The organism is Streptomyces sp. NPDC002156 (assembly GCF_053593675.1).
Genome location: NZ_JBSFDA010000021.1, coordinates 1 through 19,757 on the forward strand (window position 1 = coordinate 1; position 19,757 = coordinate 19,757).

The following is a 19,757-nucleotide window of genomic DNA, read 5'->3' on the forward strand; positions in this document are numbered from 1 at the left end:
GGTTGAGGACGAGCGCGTTCAGCGCGATACGGGGGTTCGGGGGCGGAGCCCCCGAGGATGGGAACGGGTAAGGGCGGCGGGGGCGGAAAGAATCCGTCAGCGGCCCGGGCGTACCGTCACGTCGTTGATTTCTGCGTCCCGGGGCAGGTCCAGTGCCAGCAGGATCGTCGATGCCACCGACTCCGGGTCGATCCACTTCGACGGGTCGTACTCCTTGCCCTCCTGCTGATGGACCTTCGCCTGCATGGGGCTCGCCGTGCGCCCGGGATAGACCGTGGTCACCCGCACCCCCGCCCCCCGCTCCTCCTGCCGCAACGAATCCGCCAAGGCCTTCAGCCCGTGCTTGGACGCGGCGTACGCCGACCAGTTCGCACTCGCGTTCAGGCCCGCACCCGAGTTCACGAAGATCACCTGTCCCTGGGAGAGGCGAAGTTGGGGCAGGAGGTGCCGGGTCAGTTCGGCGGGGGCGATCAGGTTGACGTTGAGCTGGTGGCGCCAGGTTTTGGGGGTCAGGTCGCCCACCGGGCCCAGGTCCACCACGCCCGCGATGTGCAGCAGGGAGTCCACCCGGTCAGGCAGCGACTGGTGCGAGAACGCCCAGGACAGGCGATCCGGGTCCGACAGGTCACCCACCAGGGTTCGAGCCCCGGGGAACTCCGCCGCCAACTCCTTCGCCCGCCCCGCGTCACGCGCGTGCAGCACGAGTTCGTCCCCGCGCGCGTGCAGCCGCCGCGCGACCGCCGCCCCGATGCCCGACCCCGCCCCGGTGATCACATGTGTAGCCATGCCCGCCATGCTCGCATCACACCGTGCCCGCCGACTCCTCCAGGTACGCCAGCGCCCCCACCGGCTCCTCCGCGAAGAACACCAGGTCGGTGAGCGGTCGGGGCAGGAAACCCTCGGTCTCCATGCGGCGGAACTGTTCCTTCAGGCCGTCGTAGAAGCCCGCGGTGTTCAGCAGGACCACCGGCTTGTCCGTCTTGCCGTGCTTCTTCAGCTCCAGGATCTCCGTGGCCTCGTCGAGCGTCCCGGTCCCGCCGACCATGATCACGACCGCGTCGGCCTTCTCCAGCAGGAGCCGCTTGCGTTCAGCGAGGTCCCCCGCGATCACCATTTCGTCCGCGCCCGGACGGGCCTTCGCCGCGAGGAAGTCCACCGAGACGCCCAGCAGCCGGCCGCCCGCCTCCTGGACCCCGTCCGCGACCACCTTCATCAGACCGACGTCCGAGCCGCCCCAGACCAGGGTGTGCCCGCCCTTGCCCAGCAGTTTCGCGAACTCCCGCGCGGGGCGCGTGTAGCGGTCGTCCAGGTCGGCGGCGGAGAGGAAGACACAGATGTTCATGCCGTCACCGTACGCGGGAGGAGCATGGTCGTTCAGGGAACAATCCGGGCTTCCCGAACGCTCTTCGGGTATGGCTGAAGGACACACGATCACCATCGAGCAGACCGACGACCGCGTACGGGTCGTCCACGGCGGTGAGGTGCTCGCCGAGAGCGAGCGGGCCCTCGTCCTGCGTGAGACCGGTTGTCCCCCGCGCTACTACCTCCCCGCGGAGGACGTCCGCCTCGACCTGCTGACCCCCTCCGAGACCCACACGTACTGCCCCTTCAAGGGCACGGCGTCCTACTGGTCCCTCCCGGACGCCGCCGACCTCGTCTGGGCGTACCCCGAGCCGAAGCCCGAGGTGGCCCGGATCAAGGACCACCTCTGCTTCTACGAGGTGGAGACCGTCTAGGCCCCCGAGCCCTGCGAAGAACGGAACGAGAGGGGATTCACGCGGGCGAAGCCGGCACGTCCTGGGTGCGGGGTGATTCCGGCTCGGAGACGGGGTCGGGCAGGACCCTGCGGGCCCGGACCGGGGAGAGGAAGACGGGCAGGAAGGCCGTCGACACGAACACGCCACCCACCCACAACGTGGCCTGGACGCCCACGAGTTCGCCGAGCACACCGGAGATCGCGGCACCGACCGCCAGGGCGCCCGTCAGCAGGAACCGGAAGGTCGCGTTCATCCGGCCGAGCAGCGAGCCGGGGGTCATCCGCTGCCGCAGGCTGACTCCGAGCACGTTGTCCACGCCCACCTTGAACATGGCCAAACACCAGCCCGCACCCGCGAGATACAGCCACGGGCCCCGGTCCACCAGCGGCACGAGCAGACCCGCCGGGGCCAGACAGAGCCCGGCCAGCCCGAGCGTACGGCCGAATCCCAGCCGGGCCGCGATGGGCCGCGCACTGCGGGCGCCGATCAGCAGACCGATCCCGCCGGCTCCCCAGAACAGGCCCAACGCGGCCCCGGGCAGGTCGAGTTCGCGGACGAACCAGATGGGCAGCATGGTGTTGATGACGGACGAGCCGAGGTTGGCGAGGGCCGCGGTGAGCACCAGCGCCCGCAGCTCCCGGTTGCCGAAGACATGCCGTACGCCCTCGGCGATCTGGGCGCGCAGCCGGTTGCCCGCACCGGCCTTCGCCGGGGCGGCCGGCGGGGTGCGCCGGATCGCGACGAGGCCGAGGCCGGAGCCCAGATACGTGCCGGCCGAGACCAGTACGGCCACGGGTGCGGTGAGCAGCGAGACGAGCCCACCGCCCGCGCCGCGGCCCAGGACGTTGCCTGCCGCGATGAGCGTGTTGATGTCGGCGTTGGCCTGAACGAGCGCCTCCTTGCCGACCAGTTGGGGCAGCACGCTCTGTGAACCCACGTCGAAGAACACCGTCGCACAGCCATTGAGCAGGACGACCGCGTAGAGCTGGCCGAGAGTGAGCGCGTCCAGCCACCAGGCCAGCGGCACCGAGGCGTAGAGCGCGGCGCGGCACAGGTCGGCGGCGATCAGCACCCGGCGGTGGCTGAGCCGGTCCACCCAGGCGCCGGCCGGCAGGCCGATGACCAGGAAGGCGATGGTGCTCAGGGTGGCGAGGGCGCCGACCTGGCCGGGTCCGGCGTCCAGCGCGGCCACGGCGACCAGGGGTACGGCGACATAACTGACGTTGCTGCCCAGCTGACTGAGCGCGGATGCGGTGAACAGCGTGCGGAAATCGGCCGTCCGCCATGGGGAGTCGGGTCGCATGATCCGTTCGTCCGGTGGGATCGAGTGAAGGAGGAAAAAAGGGCGCACGGCGGAGCAGGTGGGGGTCCGGGTAGCTACCGGCGCGGCGTGTTCGGCCGTGGCACCTGCCGTCGTACGGCCCGGCCGGTCGGCGGATCCGATGCGCTCCAGAAGAAAGGTGCAATTCCGCGCCGTCTTGGCCGGAAAACACCCGCCAGAAGATTGTTCACGCTTGCCCCCGTTCCGCTTGTTCCTCTTCGACGTGGCCGAAGAGGACTCCTGGAGGATGACGCCGGAACCGGTCCGCTTCCCAGGTTCCCGACGCCATTTCATCGACTGTTCACAGTACTTGGCCGGGCGGTGCAGCATACTTTCGAGGTGCCCGTTCGACCGACGGACACTACCTGGTCGGTGCGGTCCGAGTGCAAGGGTCTCTTCCGCGTGTCACGGGCAAGCGGGAAACGGAATTGTGGCGAATTTGCCGTCGAATTCGAGTACGACGTCGACCGAGCAGGCCGACAAGGCCTACATACGGCGTATTCCGATTCTCGACAAAGAACCCCATGTCAAGGGTATTGCGGTGGCGCGGACCCGAATTCAGGAATGGGCGCCGGACACGGACTCCATGCAGAGCCTGTGATCGGCGGCTTCCTGGTCGAGCAGGGCTACGATCTGGGGCCCGTGACCCGGGAGTTGGCGGCCATGGAGCGCTCTGCCCGTGATTTCGGGGTGAGTTGGGCGCCGATGAGCATGTTCTACCTCGAAGGCGGCGGCGACCGCGAGATCCGGCTCGGCTTCGGCAACCTCGCTCCCGACGCGATTCGGGAAGGCATCACCAGGCTGGCACGCTTCGTCGCGGACACTCCCCGCGAGAGACCCGAACCATCCGAAGGACAGGCATGAGCGTTTCCGAGACCCCCGCTTCCAAGGCAGCAACTTCTCAGGCCACAGGCGCAGTTGACGGCGCCGCAGCCGCCGCCGTGGTCGTCGACGGCTACTCCGCCGGCAACTTCTACCCGGCCGCCTTCACCGCTCTCGGCGCGCGCGTGATCCACGCGCAGACCACGGCGGAGCTGATCCCGACGATGCTCGCGCCCGACCTGACGGCGTACGAGCAGAACCTCGTCAGCACCGACGAGACCGAGCTGGCCGGGCTGTTGCGCGCCCACGCCCCGGTCGCCGTGGTGCCCGGCCAGGAGTCCGCCGTACAGGCCGCCGACCGGCTCAGCGAGGCGCTCGGGGTGAAGTCCAACGGCACCGCACTGTCGGCGGCCCGCCGGGACAAGTACGAGATGATCGAGGCGCTGCGCCGGGCGGGGGTGCGCTGTGCCGACCAGTTCAAGAGCGACGACGCCTCACTGATCGTCAAGTGGGCGGAGGACCAGGGGCGTTGGCCGGTGGTCGTGAAGCCCCTGGACTCAGCGGGCTCGGACGCGGTGTTCGTCTGTCAGGACGCCGCCGAGACCCGTACCGCCGCCGAGAGTGTGCTCGCCGGGCGGACCATCTTCGGCAACGCCAACACCGAGGCGCTGGTCCAGTCGTACCTCAAGGGCACCGAGTACATCGTCGACACGGTCAGCGCCGACGGTCACCAGTATGTGTGCGGGGTCTGGGAGTACGAGAAGACGCTGCTGCCGACCGGCCGCAACATCTACAACCGGGACATCCTGGTGGCCCCGGACGCCGACCCCGTACCGGCCCTGATCGCCTATGTCACCGAGGTCCTCGCGGCCCTCGACGTGCGCTGGGGGCCGACGCACGCGGAGGTCATCGTCACGGACGAGGGCCCGGTGCTGGTGGAGATCGCCACCCGTCTCAACGGCAATCTGAACCCGGCCTTCCAGGACCTGTGTCTCGGCCACAACCAGGCGGGGCTGTCCGCGCTGGCGTACGTCCGCCCGGCGGAGTTCGTCGAGCGGTACGGCGACGGGGTGTACCGAAAGCTCCAGTCCGCCTACACCTACAACGCGCCCACCGTCCTGGACGGCGTCGTGTCGGCCGTGGACCAGGAGACGGTGGCGGCGATCGACGCGCTGCCGAGCACGGTCGTCACCGCGGTCAAGTACCGGCCCGGGTCCCGGATCCGGCCCACGAACGACCTGATGACGGCCGCCCTGCGGATCTATCTGACCTCCCCCGACGACACCCTGCTCGACGCCGACTACGAGAGGGCGCGCGCCCTCAAGGACGCGGTCTACCAAGTGAACTGACCCGACCGGAGCCTCTCCGACTTCGACGCGGCCTGGTTCGGTCAGCACCACACGCCTGGTTGGAGGTTGGCCGGCGCATCCCAGACGCCGGTGCACACCGCGGCGGACGCGCGGGCCGCGGTGTCCTGGGCTTCCGGATCGGCGTGCAGGTCATGACCGAGGAGACGGAGGTCGTCCTCGTGTGCGTCGGTGACGCGGACGGCACCCCGAAGTACGCGGGGTACGCCTTCGGCAACGACCCGCGGGCGTGGCGCCGTATGTCTCCCTGGGTTCGCCACGCACGGGGTGACGCTGTCCCATCCCCTGCACTGGGGATGAGGTCCGGCTCGTTCAGGACACGCCCGCCGTGACCCTCGTCGTCGTGGCGATCGTCGCCGAGCCCACGACGCGTGTGCCGTCGTACAGGACGATCGCCTGGCCCGGTGCCACCCCGCGCACGGGCTCGGTGAACGTGACCTCCAGGGTGCCGTCGACGAGTTCGGCGGTCACCTCGGTCTCGCCGCCGTGGGCACGCAGCTGGGCCGTGTAGGTGCCGGGGCCGGTGGGGGCCGCTCCGCACCAGCGGGGCCTGATCGCGGTGAGGGCGTCGACGTCGAGGGAGGCGGCCGGGCCGACCGTGACCGTGTTGTCTACCGGGGAGATGTCGAGGACGTAGCGCGGCTTGCCGTCGGCGGCCGGGGTGCCGATGCGCAGGCCCTTGCGCTGGCCGATGGTGAAGCCGTACGCGCCCTCGTGGGTGCCGACGACCGCGCCGGACTCGTCGACGATGTCGCCCTCGGCCTTGCCCAGGCGGTTGGCCAGAAAGCCCTGGGTGTCGCCGTCGGCGATGAAGCAGATGTCGTGCGAGTCGGGCTTCTTGGCGACCGCGAGACCGCGCCGCTCGGCCTCCGCGCGGATCTCGTCCTTCGTGGTGAGGGTGTCACCGAGGGGGAACATCGCGTGGGCGAGCTGACGGTCGTCGAGAACGCCGAGGACGTACGACTGGTCCTTGGCCATGTCCGAGGCGCGGTGCAGCTCGCGGGTGCCGTCGGCCAGGGTGACGACCTGCGCGTAGTGGCCGGTGCAGACCGCGTCGAAGCCGAGGGCGAGGGCCTTGTCGAGGAGCGCGGCGAACTTGATCTTCTCGTTGCAGCGCAGGCAGGGGTTCGGGGTGCGGCCCGCCTCGTACTCGGCGACGAAGTCGTCCACCACGTCCTCGCGGAAGCGCTCGGCGAGGTCCCAGACGTAGAAGGGGATGCCGATGACGTCGGCCGCGCGGCGGGCGTCGCGGGAGTCCTCGATGGTGCAACAGCCACGCGCGCCCGTGCGGAACGATTGGGGGTTCGCGGACAGGGCGAGATGGACGCCGGTGACGTCATGGCCGGATTCCGCCGCCCGGGCGGCGGCTACGGCGGAGTCCACGCCGCCGGACATGGCGGCCAGTACGCGGAGGGGCTGCTGCGAGGTGTGAGTCATAACCCTTCCAGGGTACGGGGCGCCGGGAACCGGGGCGCGCGAGTATCCGTTGGGATCACATGGAGGAAACACAGGCTCGTCGCGACACCGGCCACGGCCTTCCACAGGACGTTCCCCGGCAGTCGCGCGGCGAGGGCCACCGGAGAGCTGCTCCGAAGGACGGCGACCGGCGGATCGGGCGGCGGGCCCTGCTCATCGGCGGCGCGGTCGCCGCCGTCGCCACGGGCGTGCTCGCGCGGGACGAGCTGGGGCGCATGTGGTGGCGGATGCCCGGGATGGCGAAGCCGCGCAAGGAGGGCGAGGTCGACTACACGGGGGCGCGCTGGGTGGCGGCCTCCTCGGCGAACTGGCGGATGGCGGACCGGCCCGACGACTACGCCGTGGACCGGGTGATCATCCATGTCACCCAGGGCAGCTTCGACAGCGCGGTGAAGGTCTTCCAGAACCCGGCGCACGGGGCCGCGGCGCACTACATCGTCCGCAAGGACGGGCACGTCACCCAGATGATCCGCGAGCTGGACGTGGCGTTCCACGCGGGCAACCGGGAGTTCAACGAGCGGAGCGTCGGCATCGAGCACGAGGGCTTCGTGGACAAGCCCGAGGACTTCACAGACGCGATGTACGCGGCCTCGGCGCGGCTGACGGCGAGGGTCTGCGCGCGGTACGGCATACCCGTCGACCGGGAGCACATCATCGGGCACGTGGAGGTGCCGGGCACAGACCACACCGACCCGGGGAAGGGCTGGGACTGGGACAAGTACCTGGGGCTCGTCGCCCGGGCGAGCACTGCGCTCACCCAGCAATCAGCGTGACACACATCACACACCTCGGATCATGAGCCTTTGATGAGAGCGGGCCGCCCGAACTGTCCCGCCCGCCGATCCTGACCTGCGGGACACCAACTCGCCTTTTCTCTCATGGAGTTGAGGTCGGGAGAGGCGACTTCAGGTTCCACAGGCTTTCATCGGGTTTCCTAAGTTCGCCTCAGTCTTTACACAGTCCTTAGCTCAAAGCTCCGCAGCCATGACCCAAACAAACGATCCCCTCGACTCGACGGGACAGCAGAGCAAGGGTGCCCACGCGAAGCGCGACCGGGCGGGCAAGGGCGAACACTCGCACGAGAGCAGGAGCCGGTCGGGCAAGGGCCTGCACCGGCGGAAGTTCCTCGGCGGCATGGCCGGGGTCGGGTTCGCGGCCGTCGGCGCGGCGACGGGGACGTTCGCCCTGCTGACCGACGGCAACACCTTCAAGGCCTCCGCGGCCGACACCACCCTGAACATCCCGGACCTGCTGGAGGGCACCACCGCCGACGGCACGACGACCTTCACCCTGACCGCGCAGACCGGCACGGCGGAGGTGATCAGCGGTGTCACGAGTACGACGGCCGGCTACAACGGGTCGCTCCTCGGCCCGACCATGAAGTGGACCAACGGCAGCACGGTCCTGCTGAACATCACCAACAACCTGGGCGACGACACCAGCGTCCACTTCCACGGCGCGCACATCCCGCCCAAGATGGACGGCGGCCCGCAGAACGCCTTCGCCGACGGTGAGACCTGGTCGCCGACCTTCGAGATCAAGGACGAGGCCAAGACCCTCTGGTACCACCCGCACGCCCTGGGCACCACGGCCGAGCAGGTCGTCCACGGTCTGGCCGGGATGATCATCGTCGAGGACGACTCGGACGCCTCGGCCGCGCTGCCGAGCGAGTACGGCGTCGACGACATCCCGCTCATCCTGCAGTGTCTGGCGGTCGACACCAGCGGTGACATCAAGTACAACATCACCGGCTACCTCAGCTCCGGCCTCACCTATCCGGTGCTCTGCAACGGCACCAACGTCGACGCGACCACCCTGGGCTTCACCGCCACCAAGAAGCGCACCCGCTTCCGCGTCCTGAACGCCTCCCCCTCCGACATCCTGACCCTGCAGCGCAGCGACGGCGGCACGCTCACCCAGATCGCCACCGACCAGGGCTATCTCACCGAGGCCACCGAGGTGACCTCGATCCGGCTGGTGGCGGGCGCCCGCGCCGAGTTCGTCCTCGACCTCGACGCGGCGGTCACGCTCCAGACGGTGGTCACCACGGGCTGGATCCGGGGCGGCAGCGGGACGTACGACTTCCTGACCGTCACGCCGGACGCCTCCGACACCCCGGACGACCTGCCGAGCAGCCTCAACACGATCACCCGGTACGACACGACCGACTTCGCCGCCCGCACGATCACCCTCGGGCAGAGCGGGCAGCTGATGACGATCAACGGCTCCGCGGGCACGACCATGGACTCGATGGCCACGATCATGACGACCCTCGACGCCGAGGAGATCTGGACGATCACCAACAGCACGCAGCTGGAGCACTCCTTCCATCTGCACGACGTGCCGTTCCAGCTGATCGAGATCAACGGCGAGGAACCCACCGGCGTCGACCTCGGCTGGTTCGACACCTACGAGGTGGTCGGCGGTGGCTCCATCAAGATCGCGATGAAGTTCACGGACTTCACCGACGACACGTACATGTACATGCTCCACTGCCATCTGCTGCAGCACGAGGACGAGGGCATGATGGCGGCCCTCATGGTGATGGACAGCTAGCACCTTCCCGCCTCCCCTGGGACGGTTGCCGCCGGCAGTGGAAGTGCCGGCGGCAACCTGCTGCGGAAGGTAGACGAGCAGCGCGACACTGTCGACAGTCAGCGCAGATATTGAGCGAGATCTCTGGAATTCAGTCCGAGTGTCGACACTCACCCGGACCGTGTGACGAATTTACTGATGATCCGTCAGTTTCCTTGGGCTGTGGGGCAGTTGGGTTCATGCTGTGATCCATGTCAGCCCCCACATACACATCCAGACGCAGGCTCGCGGCCGTCGCCGTGGCGGCCTCCGCGCTCCTCGGCCAGTTACTGACCGGCACGGCCACCGCGGCCGTCCCCGCCGCCACCACCTCGTCCATAGCCTGGCAGCCCTGCGAATCCCCGTCCGGCGAGGGCGAGTTCGAGTGCGGGACCCTCACGGTCCCGGTGGACTGGCAGCACCCGGACGGCACGACCGTCGAGCTGGCCCTCGCCCGGCACCGGGCCACCGACCCCGACCGGCGGATCGGCTCGCTGCTGCTCAACCCGGGCGGCCCCGGCCAGTCCGGGGTGAGCCTCGCCCTGAGCGCGCCGTTCTCCTTCTCCCCCGAACTGGCCGCCCGTTTCGACTTCGTGGGCTTCGACCCGCGCGGTATCGGCGGCAGCGCGGAGATGCGCTGCGACAAGGAGATGGTGACCGCGCGGCGGGCCGCGCTGAGCCCGACGGACGAGGCCTCGTTCCAGACCCTCCGTGAGGCCAACCGCGCCCTCGCCGACAACTGCCGCGAGGTGTCGGGACCGCTCGCCGACCACATGGACACGGGGAGCGTCGCCCGGGACATGGACGCGATCCGCGCGGCTCTCGGCGAGCGGCGGATCAGCTACTGGGGCGGCTCGTACGGCACGCTGATCGGCCAGCAGTACGCCGAACTGTTCCCGCACCGGGTCCGCGCGATGGTGCTGGACTCGAACATGGACCACAGCCTGGGCGCGTGGGGCATCCTCAAGACCCGTACGGAGACCCTGGAGGCCTCGTTCGGCCTGTTCGCCGACTGGTGCGAGCGCACGCCGAGTTGCGATCTGTACGGCCAGGACGTACGCGCCCTCTTCGCGGCGTACTACGACGCGGCCGAGGAGGGCCGTCTGATCTACACCCTCTCGAACCGGCCCTTCCCCACCTCGACGCTGCTGAGCTCCGCCTACAGCTACATGTACGACCCGGACGACTGGTCCACGTTCGCCTTCATCCTCTCGAAGATGACCGTGGTGACCGAGGCCCCGGCGGCGACGACCACGGACACGAAGGCGGCCACGGCGGCGGCCGGTACCCCGGTGGCGTTCACCTACGACCCGGTCCTGTGCCAGGACTTCGACCTGGACGTTCCCTCGTACGCGACGACGGCCCGGTACAAGGCGGAGTTGGCCCGGATCGCGCCCCTCACCCGGGTGGCGTCGCTCGGCTGGTCCTACATGACCAGCTGCCAGAACTGGACGGACCAGGTGGCCAACCCGCAGCACCCGCTCCGCGTGAACGGCACCCCACCGATCCTCCTCACCAACAGCCGCTACGACGTGGCCACCCCGCACGCCTGGGCGACGAACGCGGCCCGCCAGATGGGCCGGGAGGCCCGCCTCCTGACATACGACGGCGTCGGCCACATCACGTACTGGCGCAGCCCATGCATGCGGGAGGCGACCGACACCTACCTGACGACCCTGACACCCCCGGCACCGAACACCCACTGCCCGGCAATCTGGCCGGGCAGCAGCGAGGCGGCGGCAAGCCAACTGGCGCCTGGCGCGGCCCTGGTGAACCCGATACCGAACCTGAACTGAGCCGCGCCCCAAAGGGGCGCGGGGAACTGCGCGACAAGCCCCCACCGGCCCGCGGACAAAGAAACCGCCTGTCCAGCGGAGCGCTCAGCTCAAACCGGCCGCACGAGCCCGCTCCACCGCAGGCCCAATCACCTTCGCCACCGCCTCCACGTCCGCCTGCGTGGAGGTATGGCCGAAGGAAAACCGAAGCGTGCCCCGAGCCAGGTCGGGATCCGTCCCGGTGGCCAGAAGCACATGGCTCGGCTGCGCCACCCCTGCCGTACAGGCGGACCCGGTGGAGCACTCGATGCCCTGCGCGTCCAGAAGCAGCAGCAACGAGTCGCCCTCACAGCCGGGAAACGTGAAGTGCGCGTTGGCGGGGAGCCGGTCCACCGGATCGCCGCCCAGGATCGCGTCCGGCACCACCCGCCGCACCTCCTCGACCAGCGAGTCCCGCAGCGCGCCGATCTCGTGCGCGAACCACTCCTGCTGCTCGGCGGCGATCCGCCCGGCCACCGCGAAGGAGGCGACGGCCGGCACATCGAGGGTCCCGGACCGTACGTGCCGCTCCTGACCGCCACCGTGCAGCACCGGTACGGGGCTGTACTCACGGCCGAGCAGCAGCGCGCCGATGCCGTACGGGCCGCCGACCTTGTGGCCGGAGACGGTCATCGCGGCGAGCCCGGAGTCGGCGAAGGAGACGGGCACCTGGCCGAAGGCCTGTACGGCGTCGGCGTGCAGGGGGACGCCGAACTCGGCTGCCACGTCGGCGAGTTCACGGACCGGCATGATGGTGCCGATCTCGTTGTTGGCCCACATGACCGTGGCCAGGGCGACATCGTCGGGGTTGCGGGCGATGGCCTCGCGCAGGGCGTCGGGGTGGACGCGGCCGTACGCGTCGACGGGGAGGTACTCGACGTCGGCGCCCTCGTGCTCGCCGAGCCAGTGCACGGCGTCGAGGACGGCGTGGTGCTCGACGGGGCTGGCGAGGACGCGCGTACGGGCCGGGTCGGCGTCGCGGCGGGCCCAGTACAGGCCCTTGACGGCGAGGTTGTCGGCCTCGGTGCCGCCGGAGGTGAACACGACCTCGCTGGGCCGGGCGCCGAGCGACTCGGCGAGCGTCTCGCGGGCCTCCTCGACCGTACGCCTCGCTCTGCGGCCGGCCGCGTGGAGTGCGGAGGCGTTACCGGTGACGCCCAGCGTCGCGGTCATTGCCTCGACCGCCTCCGGAAGCATCGGGGTGGTCGCGGCGTGGTCGAGGTATGCCATGGTGTCGTGATTCTACGGCGCCCCGCCGGCGGGGAAACTGGTGGACCCCGGTCAGAAGCTCCATGAGACGGTGTGGTCGAGCTGCATGAGGGTGACGAGCACGACCAGGTCGGCGATGCCGAGACCGAGGCCGAGGATCGCCCGGCCACGCCGCTGCGTACCGCGCCAGAGGGCGACGACGGCCAGGACGATGGCGACGGGGCCGAGGAAGATGTTGAGGACCAGCAGGCCCAGCAGCCCGAGGACGAAGGACGCGACGGCCATGCCGTCGGCGTCGCGGGGGCCGGTGTGCTCGGTACGGCCGGTGGCCGATGCGGTGAGTTGCATGGTGATCAGCTCCGACGGGCGAGGCGCTCACGGAGCGCGAAGATGCCGAGCCAGACGGCGATGCCGGCGGCGGCCAGGACGGCGAACGAGACCGGGACGTGGGCGACGGTGCCCAGCACCATGCCCAGCAGCAGAAGGACAGCCACGAGGAAGAACATGGGAGGAGTTCCCTTTCGTTACAGTTCAGTGAACGCTTGTAGTAACACTTGTTCACTGACTCCTGAGTCTAGCGCGCCGCCCGGCTTTTCAATTACAGAGAACAGTTGTTAACTGCATGGCATGAGTCACACTCTCGGCATCCGACAGGCCCAGAAGCAGAAGACCCGGCAGGCACTCCTGGACGCGGCGCTCGCCCTGCTGGAGGACCAGAGCCTGAGCAGCCTCGGTCTGCGCGAGGTCACGCGCGCCGTCGGAGTCGCCCCGACCGCCTTCTACCGCCACTTCCGCTCCACGGCCGACCTGGGCGTCGCCCTCGTCGAAGAGGCGCTCGGCAGCCTGCACCCGATGATCGCCACGACGGTGTCCGGGTCGGGCGACAGCGAGGACCGCATAGTCCGCGCGGTCGACCTGATCGCCCGTCACGTCCAGACGCAGCCCGCCCACGTCCGCTTCATCGCGCGCGAGCGGCACGGCGGGGTCCAGCCGGTCCGCGAGGCCATCCGCGACCAACTGGCCCGCTTCGCCGAGGAAGTTCGGGACGCGCTCGCGGAACAGCCCGAGTCGGCGGGCTGGACGGAGGAGGACCTGCTGATGCTGGCGGGCCTGTACGTCGACCAGATGCTGATGACGGCGTCGCAGTTCCTGGAGACCCTGGACGCCCCGGAGGCGCAGCGCGACCAGGTGGCCCAGGTGGCCACGCGGCGGATGCGGTTGATCGCCATCGGGCGTCGGCACTGGCTGGGATGAAGTGTCGTAGTGAGCTGCGGGCCGGTGGGGGCTTGTCGCGCCCACGCGGCGGAGCCGCATATGGACACAGCCCCGCGCCCCTAAAAGCAGGACGCGGCGCGCCCGTCGATTCGAGCGCGCCGCCTCATGTCGTACCCGTATCCCCTACGGCGTGTCAGCCCTGCTGCTGGGCCTGCTGGCCCTGGCCGCCGCCCGGGCCACCGCCGCAGCCACCACCGCCTCCCTGACCGCCACCACCGCCGGGGCCGCCCGACGGCATGCCCGAGGGGGCGCCGGACGGGGCCGCGCCGGTCGGCGCACCTGATGGGGCTCCTGACGCACCGTCGGTCGGGGCGCCTGACGGGGCGCCGCTGGGGGCGCCCGAGGGGGCACCGGACGGGACCTGGCAACTCTGGCTGGACGTGCCGGAGTTGCCGCTGGTCGAGGTCGACGAGTCACCCGAACCGCAGGCGGTGAGGACCAACGGGGACAGCGCCAGCAGGGCAACGGCGGGGACGAGACGCACACGCTTCATGAGAAACAACTCCAGGAAAGATGAGGGAGTTTCGAGGCGGGCATCGAATCAACGGCACCTAGCGCTTCCTTGGGCCCGCCCTGTTCCCTGCCTGTGCGTCAGGCAAAGCGCCCCTATAGGAACGGCTCTGACCTGGTCTTTCTCCTCAACGGTCAAACTACCCGCTGGTACAGGGCCGTGACAGAAGCATGAGATCGCCGCCCCTGTGTGGCGGGGGTCACGTCCAGGGGAAAACCCGTGGGCCCGCTCGGGCGTCTAGCCGGTGTGAGATCAGTGAGGGCAGCAGCGCTGCATCGGGTGGACGAGGAGCGTCTCGTGCGGCTGGTGGCCAAGGGCGACCGGCGCGCTTTCGAGGAGTTGTACCGGCGTACGTCGCCGTGGCTGGCGGTGCGGTTGCGCCGCCGGTGTGCGGACGAGCAGATCGTCGCCGAGGTCATGCAGGAGACCTACCTGGCGGTGTGGCGCGCGGCGGGTGCGTTCGCGGGGGCCGCGGTCGGTGGGACGGCCGTCGGCTGGCTGTGGACGATCGCGGCGCGCCGGCTGGTCGACGCGTTCCGGCGCCGGGCCCACCACGCGGAGCCGCCGCCTGCCGCCGCCGGGCCCGAAGTGGCGCCCGCCGCCGAGGAGTTGGCGCTCGCGGAGACCGTCGGCGGTGATGTCGGGGACGCACTGCGGTGCCTCGCGCCGGAGTTGAGACAGGTACTGCAGGCCATGGTGCTGGACGGGCTGTCCGTCAGGGAGACCGCGGTCCTGCTCGGGCTGCCCGAGGGCACGGTCAAGACCCGTGCCCGCCGGGCCCGGATCGCGATGCGGAGGGCGCTGGCATGAGTGGGGACAGTGTGGAACACGCGTCGGCGCGGATCATCGAGGGGTACGCACACGGCGGCACCGACCTCGCCGCCGACGAAGTGTGGGCCGTGGAGGCCCACTTGGAGACGTGCCGGGAGTGCCGTGACCGGCTCTCCGCCGCTGTCGGTGCCGGGGTGCCCGCCGTGGCGTCGCTGGTCGGCAGCGTGTGGTCCGGCCTCGAACCGCAGTTGGCGGCCACCGCCCCGATGCCGCGCGGGCGGCGCTGGTCGGGGCGGCTGTCGCGGTGGATGACGCCCACGATGGTGCCGTGGCTGGCCATGGTCGTGGCCGTGACACTGCTGGCCCTGCTGCTCGACCTCGGCGACAGCGGCTCGGGTTCCGGTGATGTCTCGCTGGTGCTGCTGCTCGCGCCCGTCCTGCCCGTGCTCGGCGTCGCGGCGTCCTGGTCGCGCGGTCTCGACCCGGCGTACGAACTGACCGCCTCGGTGCCCAGGGCGGGGCTCCAACTGGTGCTGCGGCGCACCGCGTCGGTGCTCGGCGTGGTCGTGCCCGCGCTGCTGGTGGGCGGGTGGGTGACGGGGGTGATGGTGGCCCAGTGGCTGCTGCCCTGTCTGGCGTTCACGGCGACGACCCTGGCGCTCGGCGGTGTCGTCGGGGTGACCCGGGCCGCCGTCGCGCTGGCCGCCGTATGGGCCGCCGTGGTCGTGGCACCGACCCTGGCCGCCGGCCGTACGGCTCTCGCTCTGCGGGCGGACGGTCTGCCCGTGTGGGGGCTGCTCCTCGTACTCGGCATCGGTGTCGTGATCGCCCGCAGAGGCGCGTACTCCGTGCTGGGAGCCCATCGATGACCAGACCGATGACCAAAACAACGAACAACAGAAAGGCAGGACCGCCCATGCCCTCCGCCGTGAGCGCGGCCGACATCGCGCCGACCGCCTACGCCTGGGAGATCCTGGCGACCGGGCTGAAGGTCAGGGTCGGCAGGAAGCGGATGGCCGTCGACGGCCTCGATCTGTCGCTGGGCACCGGTGTCCACGGTCTCCTCGGTCCCAACGGGGCGGGCAAGACCACCCTAATCCGGACGCTGGCGACCGTGCTGCGCCCCACGGAGGGCACCCTGGAGCTGCTCGGCGAGTCCGTGGGCGGTGTGGCCGGCATGGGTGAGCACCGTGCGCTGCGCCGTCGGATCGGCTATCTGCCGCAGGAGTTCGGCTACTACAAGCGCTTCACCGTGCGCGAGTTCGTCGAGTACATGGCGTGGCTGAAGGAGGTGCCGAAGGCGGAGATCCCCGGGGCGGTGCAGCGTGCCGTGGAGCGCGTGGGCCTCGCGGACCGTGCCGACGAGCGGATGAAGGCGCTGTCGGGCGGCATGGTCCGGCGGGTCGGTATCGCCCAGGCCATCGTCAACGACCCGACGATCCTGCTGCTCGACGAGCCGACGGTCGGCCTGGACCCGGCGCAGCGGCTCCGATTCCGGGAGCTGCTCCAGGAGTTGGGCACGGACACCTGCGTGCTCGTGTCCACCCACCTGGTCGAGGACGTCGCCGCCGCCTGCACCGACGTGGTGGTCTTCGCCGAGGGGCGGCTGGTCTTCCAGGGCCCGCCGGACGAGCTGGCCTCGATGGGCGGCCCGGAGCACCCGGGCGACAGCCCCCTGGAGCGCGGCTATTCGGCGCTGCTCCTCAACCCCGAGCAGGGAAGGGGCACTTGGTGAACACGCGTGTGCTGCGTATCGAGTTGAGGCGTTCCGTCGCCCCCTGGGCCGGTCTCGTGGTGCTGACGACCGCGCTGGCGTTCCTGTATCTGCTGAACGGCGCCTGGTGGTGGGGCACCACGGCGTGGACGGCCCAGTGGACGTCGCTGGCCATGTGGACCCGCTCCCTGCTGTTCTACCTGTGGCCGGTCGCCGTCGGGCTCGGCGCGCTGCAGGGTCTGCGCGACCACCGCTCGAAGATGTCCGAGCTGCTGACGAGCACCCCGCGGCCCGCCCGGCACCGCGCGGCCCTGCTGGCGGGCACGACGGCGCTCACACTGGCCTCGGCCTTCGCGCTCCTCGTCCTCGTGGGCGGGGTCCAGGTGCTCGCCCACACCGAGTACACGCACCTCGGCTGGCTGCCGATCTCGCTGGTCGGGGCAGGCTTCCTCGTCGCCGGTGCAGTGCTCGGTATGGGCGCCGGGCGGGCCGTGCCGTCCGCGCTCACGCCGCCCGCGCTGGCCATGACCGCCTTCGTGTTCACGGCCCTCATGCACATGTCGCTGGGCCGGACGGACACGCCCACGGCGGACGGGTTCACGATCACTGAGCCGAACCGGATCTCGCTGCTGTCACCGGAGGTGGAAGAGGTACGCAGCGTGATCATCACGCTCTCCGCCTCCGTACACATCGGGCAGACCGTCTGGCTGCTCGGCATGGCCGCGACCGGCTTCGCGCTGCTGGTCGCCGTCACCCCGCGCGCCCGGCTGACCGCCCTGACGCCCGTCCTGGCGAGCGCGGCGATCGCCCTGCTCGTCCTGCCCTCCGACCCGCGCCGGATGTACGTGGTCGACAAGGCGGCCGCCGAGTCGGTGTGCGACGGCCCGGTGTGCGTGACGAAGGCGCACCAGGACCGGCTCGCCGGCCTGGCGGGCCCCGGCAAGGAGGCACTGCGTCTGCTGCGCACCGCCCTGGGCGCCGAGGCGCCGGTCTCGGTACGGGAGAACACCGCCGTACTGCCGCACGGCTCCACGCCGAAGTGGTCCCGTACGACCGTCCTGCTCGACTTCGACGACGACATCGTCACCGCCCCGAAGGGCGAGGAGCTGACCCGGGCCCTGGTCGCCAAGGGCATGGTGCCGGGGTGCTCCCCCGTCGGCTGGAGCAGCGTAGGGGGAGACGACATCGCGCAGACCGTCGCGGCGGGCTGGGTCCTCGGGGACCTCAAGCGGATCGACGGCACCTACTCCTTCTCGGGCGACCCGCTCGTCGAGAGCCGCCCGGTGTGGAAGAAGCTCATGGCGATGCCACGGCCCGAACAGGTCTCGCGCATCAACGCGATGCGCGCCGCCGCACTCTCCTGCGAGGCCGACGCGTTCGAGGTGCTGTCCGGCGGGGCGTCCCGATGAGAGGGGTGACGACAGGACGGCTGCCCGTGAGATGGCTGACGCTGTACGCGCGTTCACGTCAGGTACCCGCGTCGCTGACCGCCGTGCTGATCAGCGCGGTGGCGGTGTGGGCGCTCGCGGGGGACGGGGGCGAGGGGCCAGGTGATCCCCGGCCGGTCGTGCTCGTCCTCGCCACGGGGGCGATGGCGGCCTCGATCGGACTCGGCGGCCAGGACCTCGCACTGGACCGTACGGCCGCGATCCGCTGGGTACCGCGCAGAGCGGCGCACGTACTGCTCGCCGGCACGGTCGTCGCCGCGACGCTCCTGGCCGTACAGGCGTTGGGCGGCGGGGAGACGGCCACGACCGCGTTCGTCGTCCGGGACAGCGCGGGCCTGATGGGCCTGGCCGCCCTGGGCGCGGCACTCTCGGGCGCCCAGTACGCCTGGACGCTACCGTTCGCCTGGCTGTCGTTCGCGTTCGTCGCCCCGCCCCCGACGAGCACGCCACTACAGGTGGCGACCTGGATGCTGCTGCCCCCCGACACGGCGACGGCCACCTGGACGGCCCTGACCCTCACGGTCGCGGGCACCACGGCCTACGCGGTCACGGGCCCGAGACGCTGACCGAACCGGGCCACAGCACCGGCGCCGACAAGCGGCCGCCAGCCATCCACCTAAGCGGTTGCGGACCCGAGACGACAACCGGCCAACACCACCGGGCCGGGACCACTGGCCCGGGCCGCCCGACCGGCGCCGACAAGCAGGCGCCGGTTACCCACACGCCTCACCCGAGCCGTACACCTGGCCCGAGCCAAACACCTCACCCGGGCCATACGCGCCTCAGCCGAGCCGCACGCTAGCCAACTGTCGTGACTGGGCGACCAGTCGGTCCGTGCTGTCCCAGACCTCCGCGTCCTCCTCCAGGAAGCCGCCGGCCAGGTTGCGGGTCGTTATCGCGACCCGTAGGGGGCCCGGGGCGGGGCGGCAGCGTACGTGCACGGTCAGTTCGACCGTCGGGACCCAGCCGGAGAGGCCGATCTCGAAGGCGGTCGGCGGCAGCGCGTCGACGGCGAGGAGCAGTGAGAGCGGGTCGGCGTCGCGGCCGTCGGCGAGTCCGAACCAGGACCGCATCTCGCCCTTGCCGGAGGGCGCGCCGACCGCCCAGCCGAGGGTGGACGGGTCGAGCTTGAGGAACAGCCGGTCGGCGATGGCGGAGCGGCCGGCAACCCGGTCGGGGGCGTCCTGCGGCCCGAAGCACTGGTCCATGGGCGGTATCGCGGGCGGCTCGGCGGTCGTCCGGACGTCGTCGGGAAGGGCGTCCAGGTCGCCGTAGGAGGCGAGGACGCGGATCCGCTCGACCTCCTGGCCCTCCTCGTCCTGCTGGAAGAGCGAGGCCTGGCCGGTCGACAGCCTGCGGCCGGTGCGGATCACGTCCGTGCGGACGACGGCCGGACCGGGGCGGGACGCGGTCAGATAGTGCGCCGAGATGCTGAAGGGGTCACTGTGCGGAAGGGCGTCCGCGAGGGCGCGGCCCAGTACGGCCAGCAGATAGCCGCCGTTGAGGGCGTTCTGGATGGTCCAGCCGACGTTGAGGTCGATGTCGTAGACGCCGGTCTCGCGGCGGGTGACGGCGGTGTCGCGGTCGAACTCGCTGTCGCCGATGGTGGCCCACGCGGCCTGGGCGGAAGCTGCTTCTGGCATGCGTGAACCGTACAACAGAGAAATACTAAGCGGTAGCTTTTGTCATCAAACTCCC

At 70.4% G+C, this 19,757-nt stretch carries 21 protein-coding genes; 12 read left to right on the forward strand and 9 right to left on the reverse strand.

The genetic code is table 11. From position 1 onward, the window contains the following. Positions 1 to 96 precede the first annotated feature (96 nt). Together ACWCRB_RS11975 and ACWCRB_RS11980 are read right to left on the reverse strand one after the other, a co-directional pair. Positions 97 to 795 carry an SDR family oxidoreductase gene (locus tag ACWCRB_RS11975; RefSeq protein ID WP_450995925.1) on the reverse strand — a complete coding sequence of 233 codons (699 nt, stop codon included), beginning with the start codon at positions 793 to 795 and terminating at the stop codon, positions 97 to 99. A 7-nt stretch (positions 796 to 802) separates the two neighbouring features. Further along, complete coding sequence (locus ACWCRB_RS11980) at positions 803 to 1,342, reverse strand: LOG family protein (RefSeq protein WP_389348951.1); 540 nt, start codon at positions 1,340 to 1,342, stop codon at positions 803 to 805. Positions 1,343 to 1,412: 70 nt separating this feature from the next. Here ACWCRB_RS11980 and ACWCRB_RS11985 point away from each other — a divergent pair, with 70 nt between their 5' ends. Continuing rightward, a complete protein-coding gene (locus ACWCRB_RS11985) occupies positions 1,413 to 1,736 on the forward strand; it encodes a DUF427 domain-containing protein (protein ID WP_450995926.1) in 324 nt (107 codons plus the stop codon). 37 nt (positions 1,737 to 1,773) lie between these two features. Here the strand turns inward: ACWCRB_RS11985 and ACWCRB_RS11990 are convergent, their stop codons facing one another. After that, on the reverse strand, positions 1,774 to 3,060 hold the full coding sequence (locus tag ACWCRB_RS11990; protein ID WP_450995927.1) for an MFS transporter: 1,287 nt from the start codon (positions 3,058 to 3,060) through the stop codon (positions 1,774 to 1,776). 615 nt (positions 3,061 to 3,675) lie between these two features. Here ACWCRB_RS11990 and ACWCRB_RS11995 point away from each other — a divergent pair. Continuing rightward, a complete protein-coding gene (locus tag ACWCRB_RS11995; RefSeq protein ID WP_450995928.1) occupies positions 3,676 to 3,942 on the forward strand; it encodes a hypothetical protein in 267 nt (88 codons plus the stop codon). Further along, complete coding sequence (locus tag ACWCRB_RS12000; protein ID WP_450995929.1) at positions 3,939 to 5,249, forward strand: ATP-grasp domain-containing protein; 1,311 nt, start codon at positions 3,939 to 3,941, stop codon at positions 5,247 to 5,249. The genes ACWCRB_RS11995 and ACWCRB_RS12000 overlap by 4 nt, the downstream gene beginning before the upstream one ends. A gap of 330 nt (positions 5,250 to 5,579) precedes the next feature. Here the strand turns inward: ACWCRB_RS12000 and mnmA are convergent, their stop codons facing one another. Continuing rightward, positions 5,580 to 6,704: a tRNA 2-thiouridine(34) synthase MnmA gene (gene mnmA, locus ACWCRB_RS12005; protein WP_450995930.1), complete on the reverse strand. Its 1,125-nt coding sequence runs from the start codon at positions 6,702 to 6,704 to the stop codon at positions 5,580 to 5,582. Positions 6,705 to 6,763: 59 nt separating this feature from the next. Here mnmA and ACWCRB_RS12010 point away from each other — a divergent pair, with 59 nt between their 5' ends. The 3 genes from ACWCRB_RS12010 (at position 6,764) to ACWCRB_RS12020 (ending at position 11,113) form a co-directional block, all read left to right on the forward strand. Next, the gene (locus tag ACWCRB_RS12010) at positions 6,764 to 7,516 is read left to right on the forward strand and encodes an N-acetylmuramoyl-L-alanine amidase (RefSeq protein WP_450995931.1); all 753 of its coding nucleotides are present in this window, start codon (positions 6,764 to 6,766) and stop codon (positions 7,514 to 7,516) included. A gap of 211 nt (positions 7,517 to 7,727) precedes the next feature. Beyond that, positions 7,728 to 9,299 carry a multicopper oxidase family protein gene (locus ACWCRB_RS12015; RefSeq protein WP_450995932.1) on the forward strand — a complete coding sequence of 524 codons (1,572 nt, stop codon included), beginning with the start codon at positions 7,728 to 7,730 and terminating at the stop codon, positions 9,297 to 9,299. A gap of 230 nt (positions 9,300 to 9,529) precedes the next feature. Beyond that, complete coding sequence (locus ACWCRB_RS12020; protein WP_450995933.1) at positions 9,530 to 11,113, forward strand: alpha/beta hydrolase; 1,584 nt, start codon at positions 9,530 to 9,532, stop codon at positions 11,111 to 11,113. A gap of 84 nt (positions 11,114 to 11,197) precedes the next feature. Here the strand turns inward: ACWCRB_RS12020 and ACWCRB_RS12025 are convergent, their stop codons facing one another. From ACWCRB_RS12025 to ACWCRB_RS12035, 3 genes are read right to left on the reverse strand one after another with little or no spacing between them, the layout of a single operon-like run. Continuing rightward, entirely contained in the window at positions 11,198 to 12,361 is a 1,164-nt protein-coding gene (locus ACWCRB_RS12025) for a cysteine desulfurase family protein (RefSeq protein WP_450995934.1), read from the reverse strand. A 51-nt stretch (positions 12,362 to 12,412) separates the two neighbouring features. Further along, positions 12,413 to 12,688, reverse strand: coding sequence for a DUF4190 domain-containing protein (locus tag ACWCRB_RS12030; protein ID WP_450995935.1), 276 nt, complete (start codon positions 12,686 to 12,688; stop codon positions 12,413 to 12,415). A gap of 5 nt (positions 12,689 to 12,693) precedes the next feature. Then, on the reverse strand, positions 12,694 to 12,846 hold the full coding sequence (locus tag ACWCRB_RS12035; protein ID WP_450995936.1) for a hypothetical protein: 153 nt from the start codon (positions 12,844 to 12,846) through the stop codon (positions 12,694 to 12,696). A gap of 121 nt (positions 12,847 to 12,967) precedes the next feature. On the opposite strand from ACWCRB_RS12035, the gene ACWCRB_RS12040 reads away from it, so the two are divergent. Then, positions 12,968 to 13,594, forward strand: a complete 627-nt coding sequence (locus ACWCRB_RS12040; protein ID WP_450995937.1) for a TetR family transcriptional regulator — start codon at positions 12,968 to 12,970, stop codon at positions 13,592 to 13,594. Positions 13,595 to 13,748: 154 nt separating this feature from the next. Here ACWCRB_RS12040 and ACWCRB_RS12045 read toward each other — a convergent pair whose 3' ends face one another. Then, positions 13,749 to 14,108 carry a hypothetical protein gene (locus ACWCRB_RS12045; protein ID WP_450995938.1) on the reverse strand — a complete coding sequence of 120 codons (360 nt, stop codon included), beginning with the start codon at positions 14,106 to 14,108 and terminating at the stop codon, positions 13,749 to 13,751. 273 nt (positions 14,109 to 14,381) lie between these two features. Here ACWCRB_RS12045 and ACWCRB_RS12050 point away from each other — a divergent pair, with 273 nt between their 5' ends. The 5 genes from ACWCRB_RS12050 to ACWCRB_RS12070 are packed head-to-tail and all read left to right on the forward strand — an operon-like array spanning position 14,382 to position 18,625. Further along, a complete protein-coding gene (locus ACWCRB_RS12050; protein WP_450995939.1) occupies positions 14,382 to 14,936 on the forward strand; it encodes an RNA polymerase sigma factor in 555 nt (184 codons plus the stop codon). Next, a complete protein-coding gene (locus ACWCRB_RS12055) occupies positions 14,933 to 15,766 on the forward strand; it encodes a zf-HC2 domain-containing protein (protein ID WP_450995940.1) in 834 nt (277 codons plus the stop codon). Before ACWCRB_RS12050 ends, ACWCRB_RS12055 begins: the two co-directional genes overlap by 4 nt. A gap of 47 nt (positions 15,767 to 15,813) precedes the next feature. Continuing rightward, positions 15,814 to 16,632, forward strand: coding sequence for an ABC transporter ATP-binding protein (locus ACWCRB_RS12060; protein WP_450995941.1), 819 nt, complete (start codon positions 15,814 to 15,816; stop codon positions 16,630 to 16,632). Beyond that, complete coding sequence (locus tag ACWCRB_RS12065) at positions 16,629 to 18,020, forward strand: hypothetical protein (RefSeq protein WP_450995942.1); 1,392 nt, start codon at positions 16,629 to 16,631, stop codon at positions 18,018 to 18,020. Before ACWCRB_RS12060 ends, ACWCRB_RS12065 begins: the two co-directional genes overlap by 4 nt. 26 nt (positions 18,021 to 18,046) lie before the next feature. Beyond that, complete coding sequence (locus ACWCRB_RS12070; protein ID WP_450995943.1) at positions 18,047 to 18,625, forward strand: hypothetical protein; 579 nt, start codon at positions 18,047 to 18,049, stop codon at positions 18,623 to 18,625. Between the two features lie 216 nt (positions 18,626 to 18,841). Here the strand turns inward: ACWCRB_RS12070 and ACWCRB_RS12075 are convergent, their stop codons facing one another. Then, positions 18,842 to 19,702, reverse strand: coding sequence for a thioesterase family protein (locus ACWCRB_RS12075; RefSeq protein ID WP_450995944.1), 861 nt, complete (start codon positions 19,700 to 19,702; stop codon positions 18,842 to 18,844). Positions 19,703 to 19,757: the final 55 nt, after the last annotated feature.

Bases quoted from the DNA above. Each gene is read 5' to 3' on its own strand.
- ACWCRB_RS12020 (WP_450995933.1), top strand. From the start codon at position 9,530: ATGTCAGCCCCCACATACACATCCAGACGCAGGCTCGCGGCCGTCGCC.
- ACWCRB_RS11990 (WP_450995927.1), bottom strand. From the start codon at position 3,060: ATGCGACCCGACTCCCCATGGCGGACGGCCGATTTCCGCACGCTGTTC.
- ACWCRB_RS12000 (WP_450995929.1), top strand. From the start codon at position 3,939: ATGAGCGTTTCCGAGACCCCCGCTTCCAAGGCAGCAACTTCTCAGGCC.
- ACWCRB_RS11980 (WP_389348951.1), bottom strand. From the start codon at position 1,342: ATGAACATCTGTGTCTTCCTCTCCGCCGCCGACCTGGACGACCGCTAC.
- ACWCRB_RS12075 (WP_450995944.1), bottom strand. From the start codon at position 19,702: ATGCCAGAAGCAGCTTCCGCCCAGGCCGCGTGGGCCACCATCGGCGAC.
- ACWCRB_RS12035 (WP_450995936.1), bottom strand. From the start codon at position 12,846: ATGTTCTTCCTCGTGGCTGTCCTTCTGCTGCTGGGCATGGTGCTGGGC.
- ACWCRB_RS12015 (WP_450995932.1), top strand. From the start codon at position 7,728: ATGACCCAAACAAACGATCCCCTCGACTCGACGGGACAGCAGAGCAAG.
- mnmA (WP_450995930.1), bottom strand. From the start codon at position 6,704: ATGACTCACACCTCGCAGCAGCCCCTCCGCGTACTGGCCGCCATGTCC.
- ACWCRB_RS12025 (WP_450995934.1), bottom strand. From the start codon at position 12,361: ATGGCATACCTCGACCACGCCGCGACCACCCCGATGCTTCCGGAGGCG.
- ACWCRB_RS11975 (WP_450995925.1), bottom strand. From the start codon at position 795: ATGGCGGGCATGGCTACACATGTGATCACCGGGGCGGGGTCGGGCATC.
- ACWCRB_RS12040 (WP_450995937.1), top strand. From the start codon at position 12,968: ATGAGTCACACTCTCGGCATCCGACAGGCCCAGAAGCAGAAGACCCGG.
- ACWCRB_RS11985 (WP_450995926.1), top strand. From the start codon at position 1,413: ATGGCTGAAGGACACACGATCACCATCGAGCAGACCGACGACCGCGTA.
- ACWCRB_RS12010 (WP_450995931.1), top strand. From the start codon at position 6,764: ATGGAGGAAACACAGGCTCGTCGCGACACCGGCCACGGCCTTCCACAG.
- ACWCRB_RS12060 (WP_450995941.1), top strand. From the start codon at position 15,814: ATGCCCTCCGCCGTGAGCGCGGCCGACATCGCGCCGACCGCCTACGCC.
- ACWCRB_RS12045 (WP_450995938.1), bottom strand. From the start codon at position 14,108: ATGAAGCGTGTGCGTCTCGTCCCCGCCGTTGCCCTGCTGGCGCTGTCC.
- ACWCRB_RS12055 (WP_450995940.1), top strand. From the start codon at position 14,933: ATGAGTGGGGACAGTGTGGAACACGCGTCGGCGCGGATCATCGAGGGG.
- ACWCRB_RS12030 (WP_450995935.1), bottom strand. From the start codon at position 12,688: ATGCAACTCACCGCATCGGCCACCGGCCGTACCGAGCACACCGGCCCC.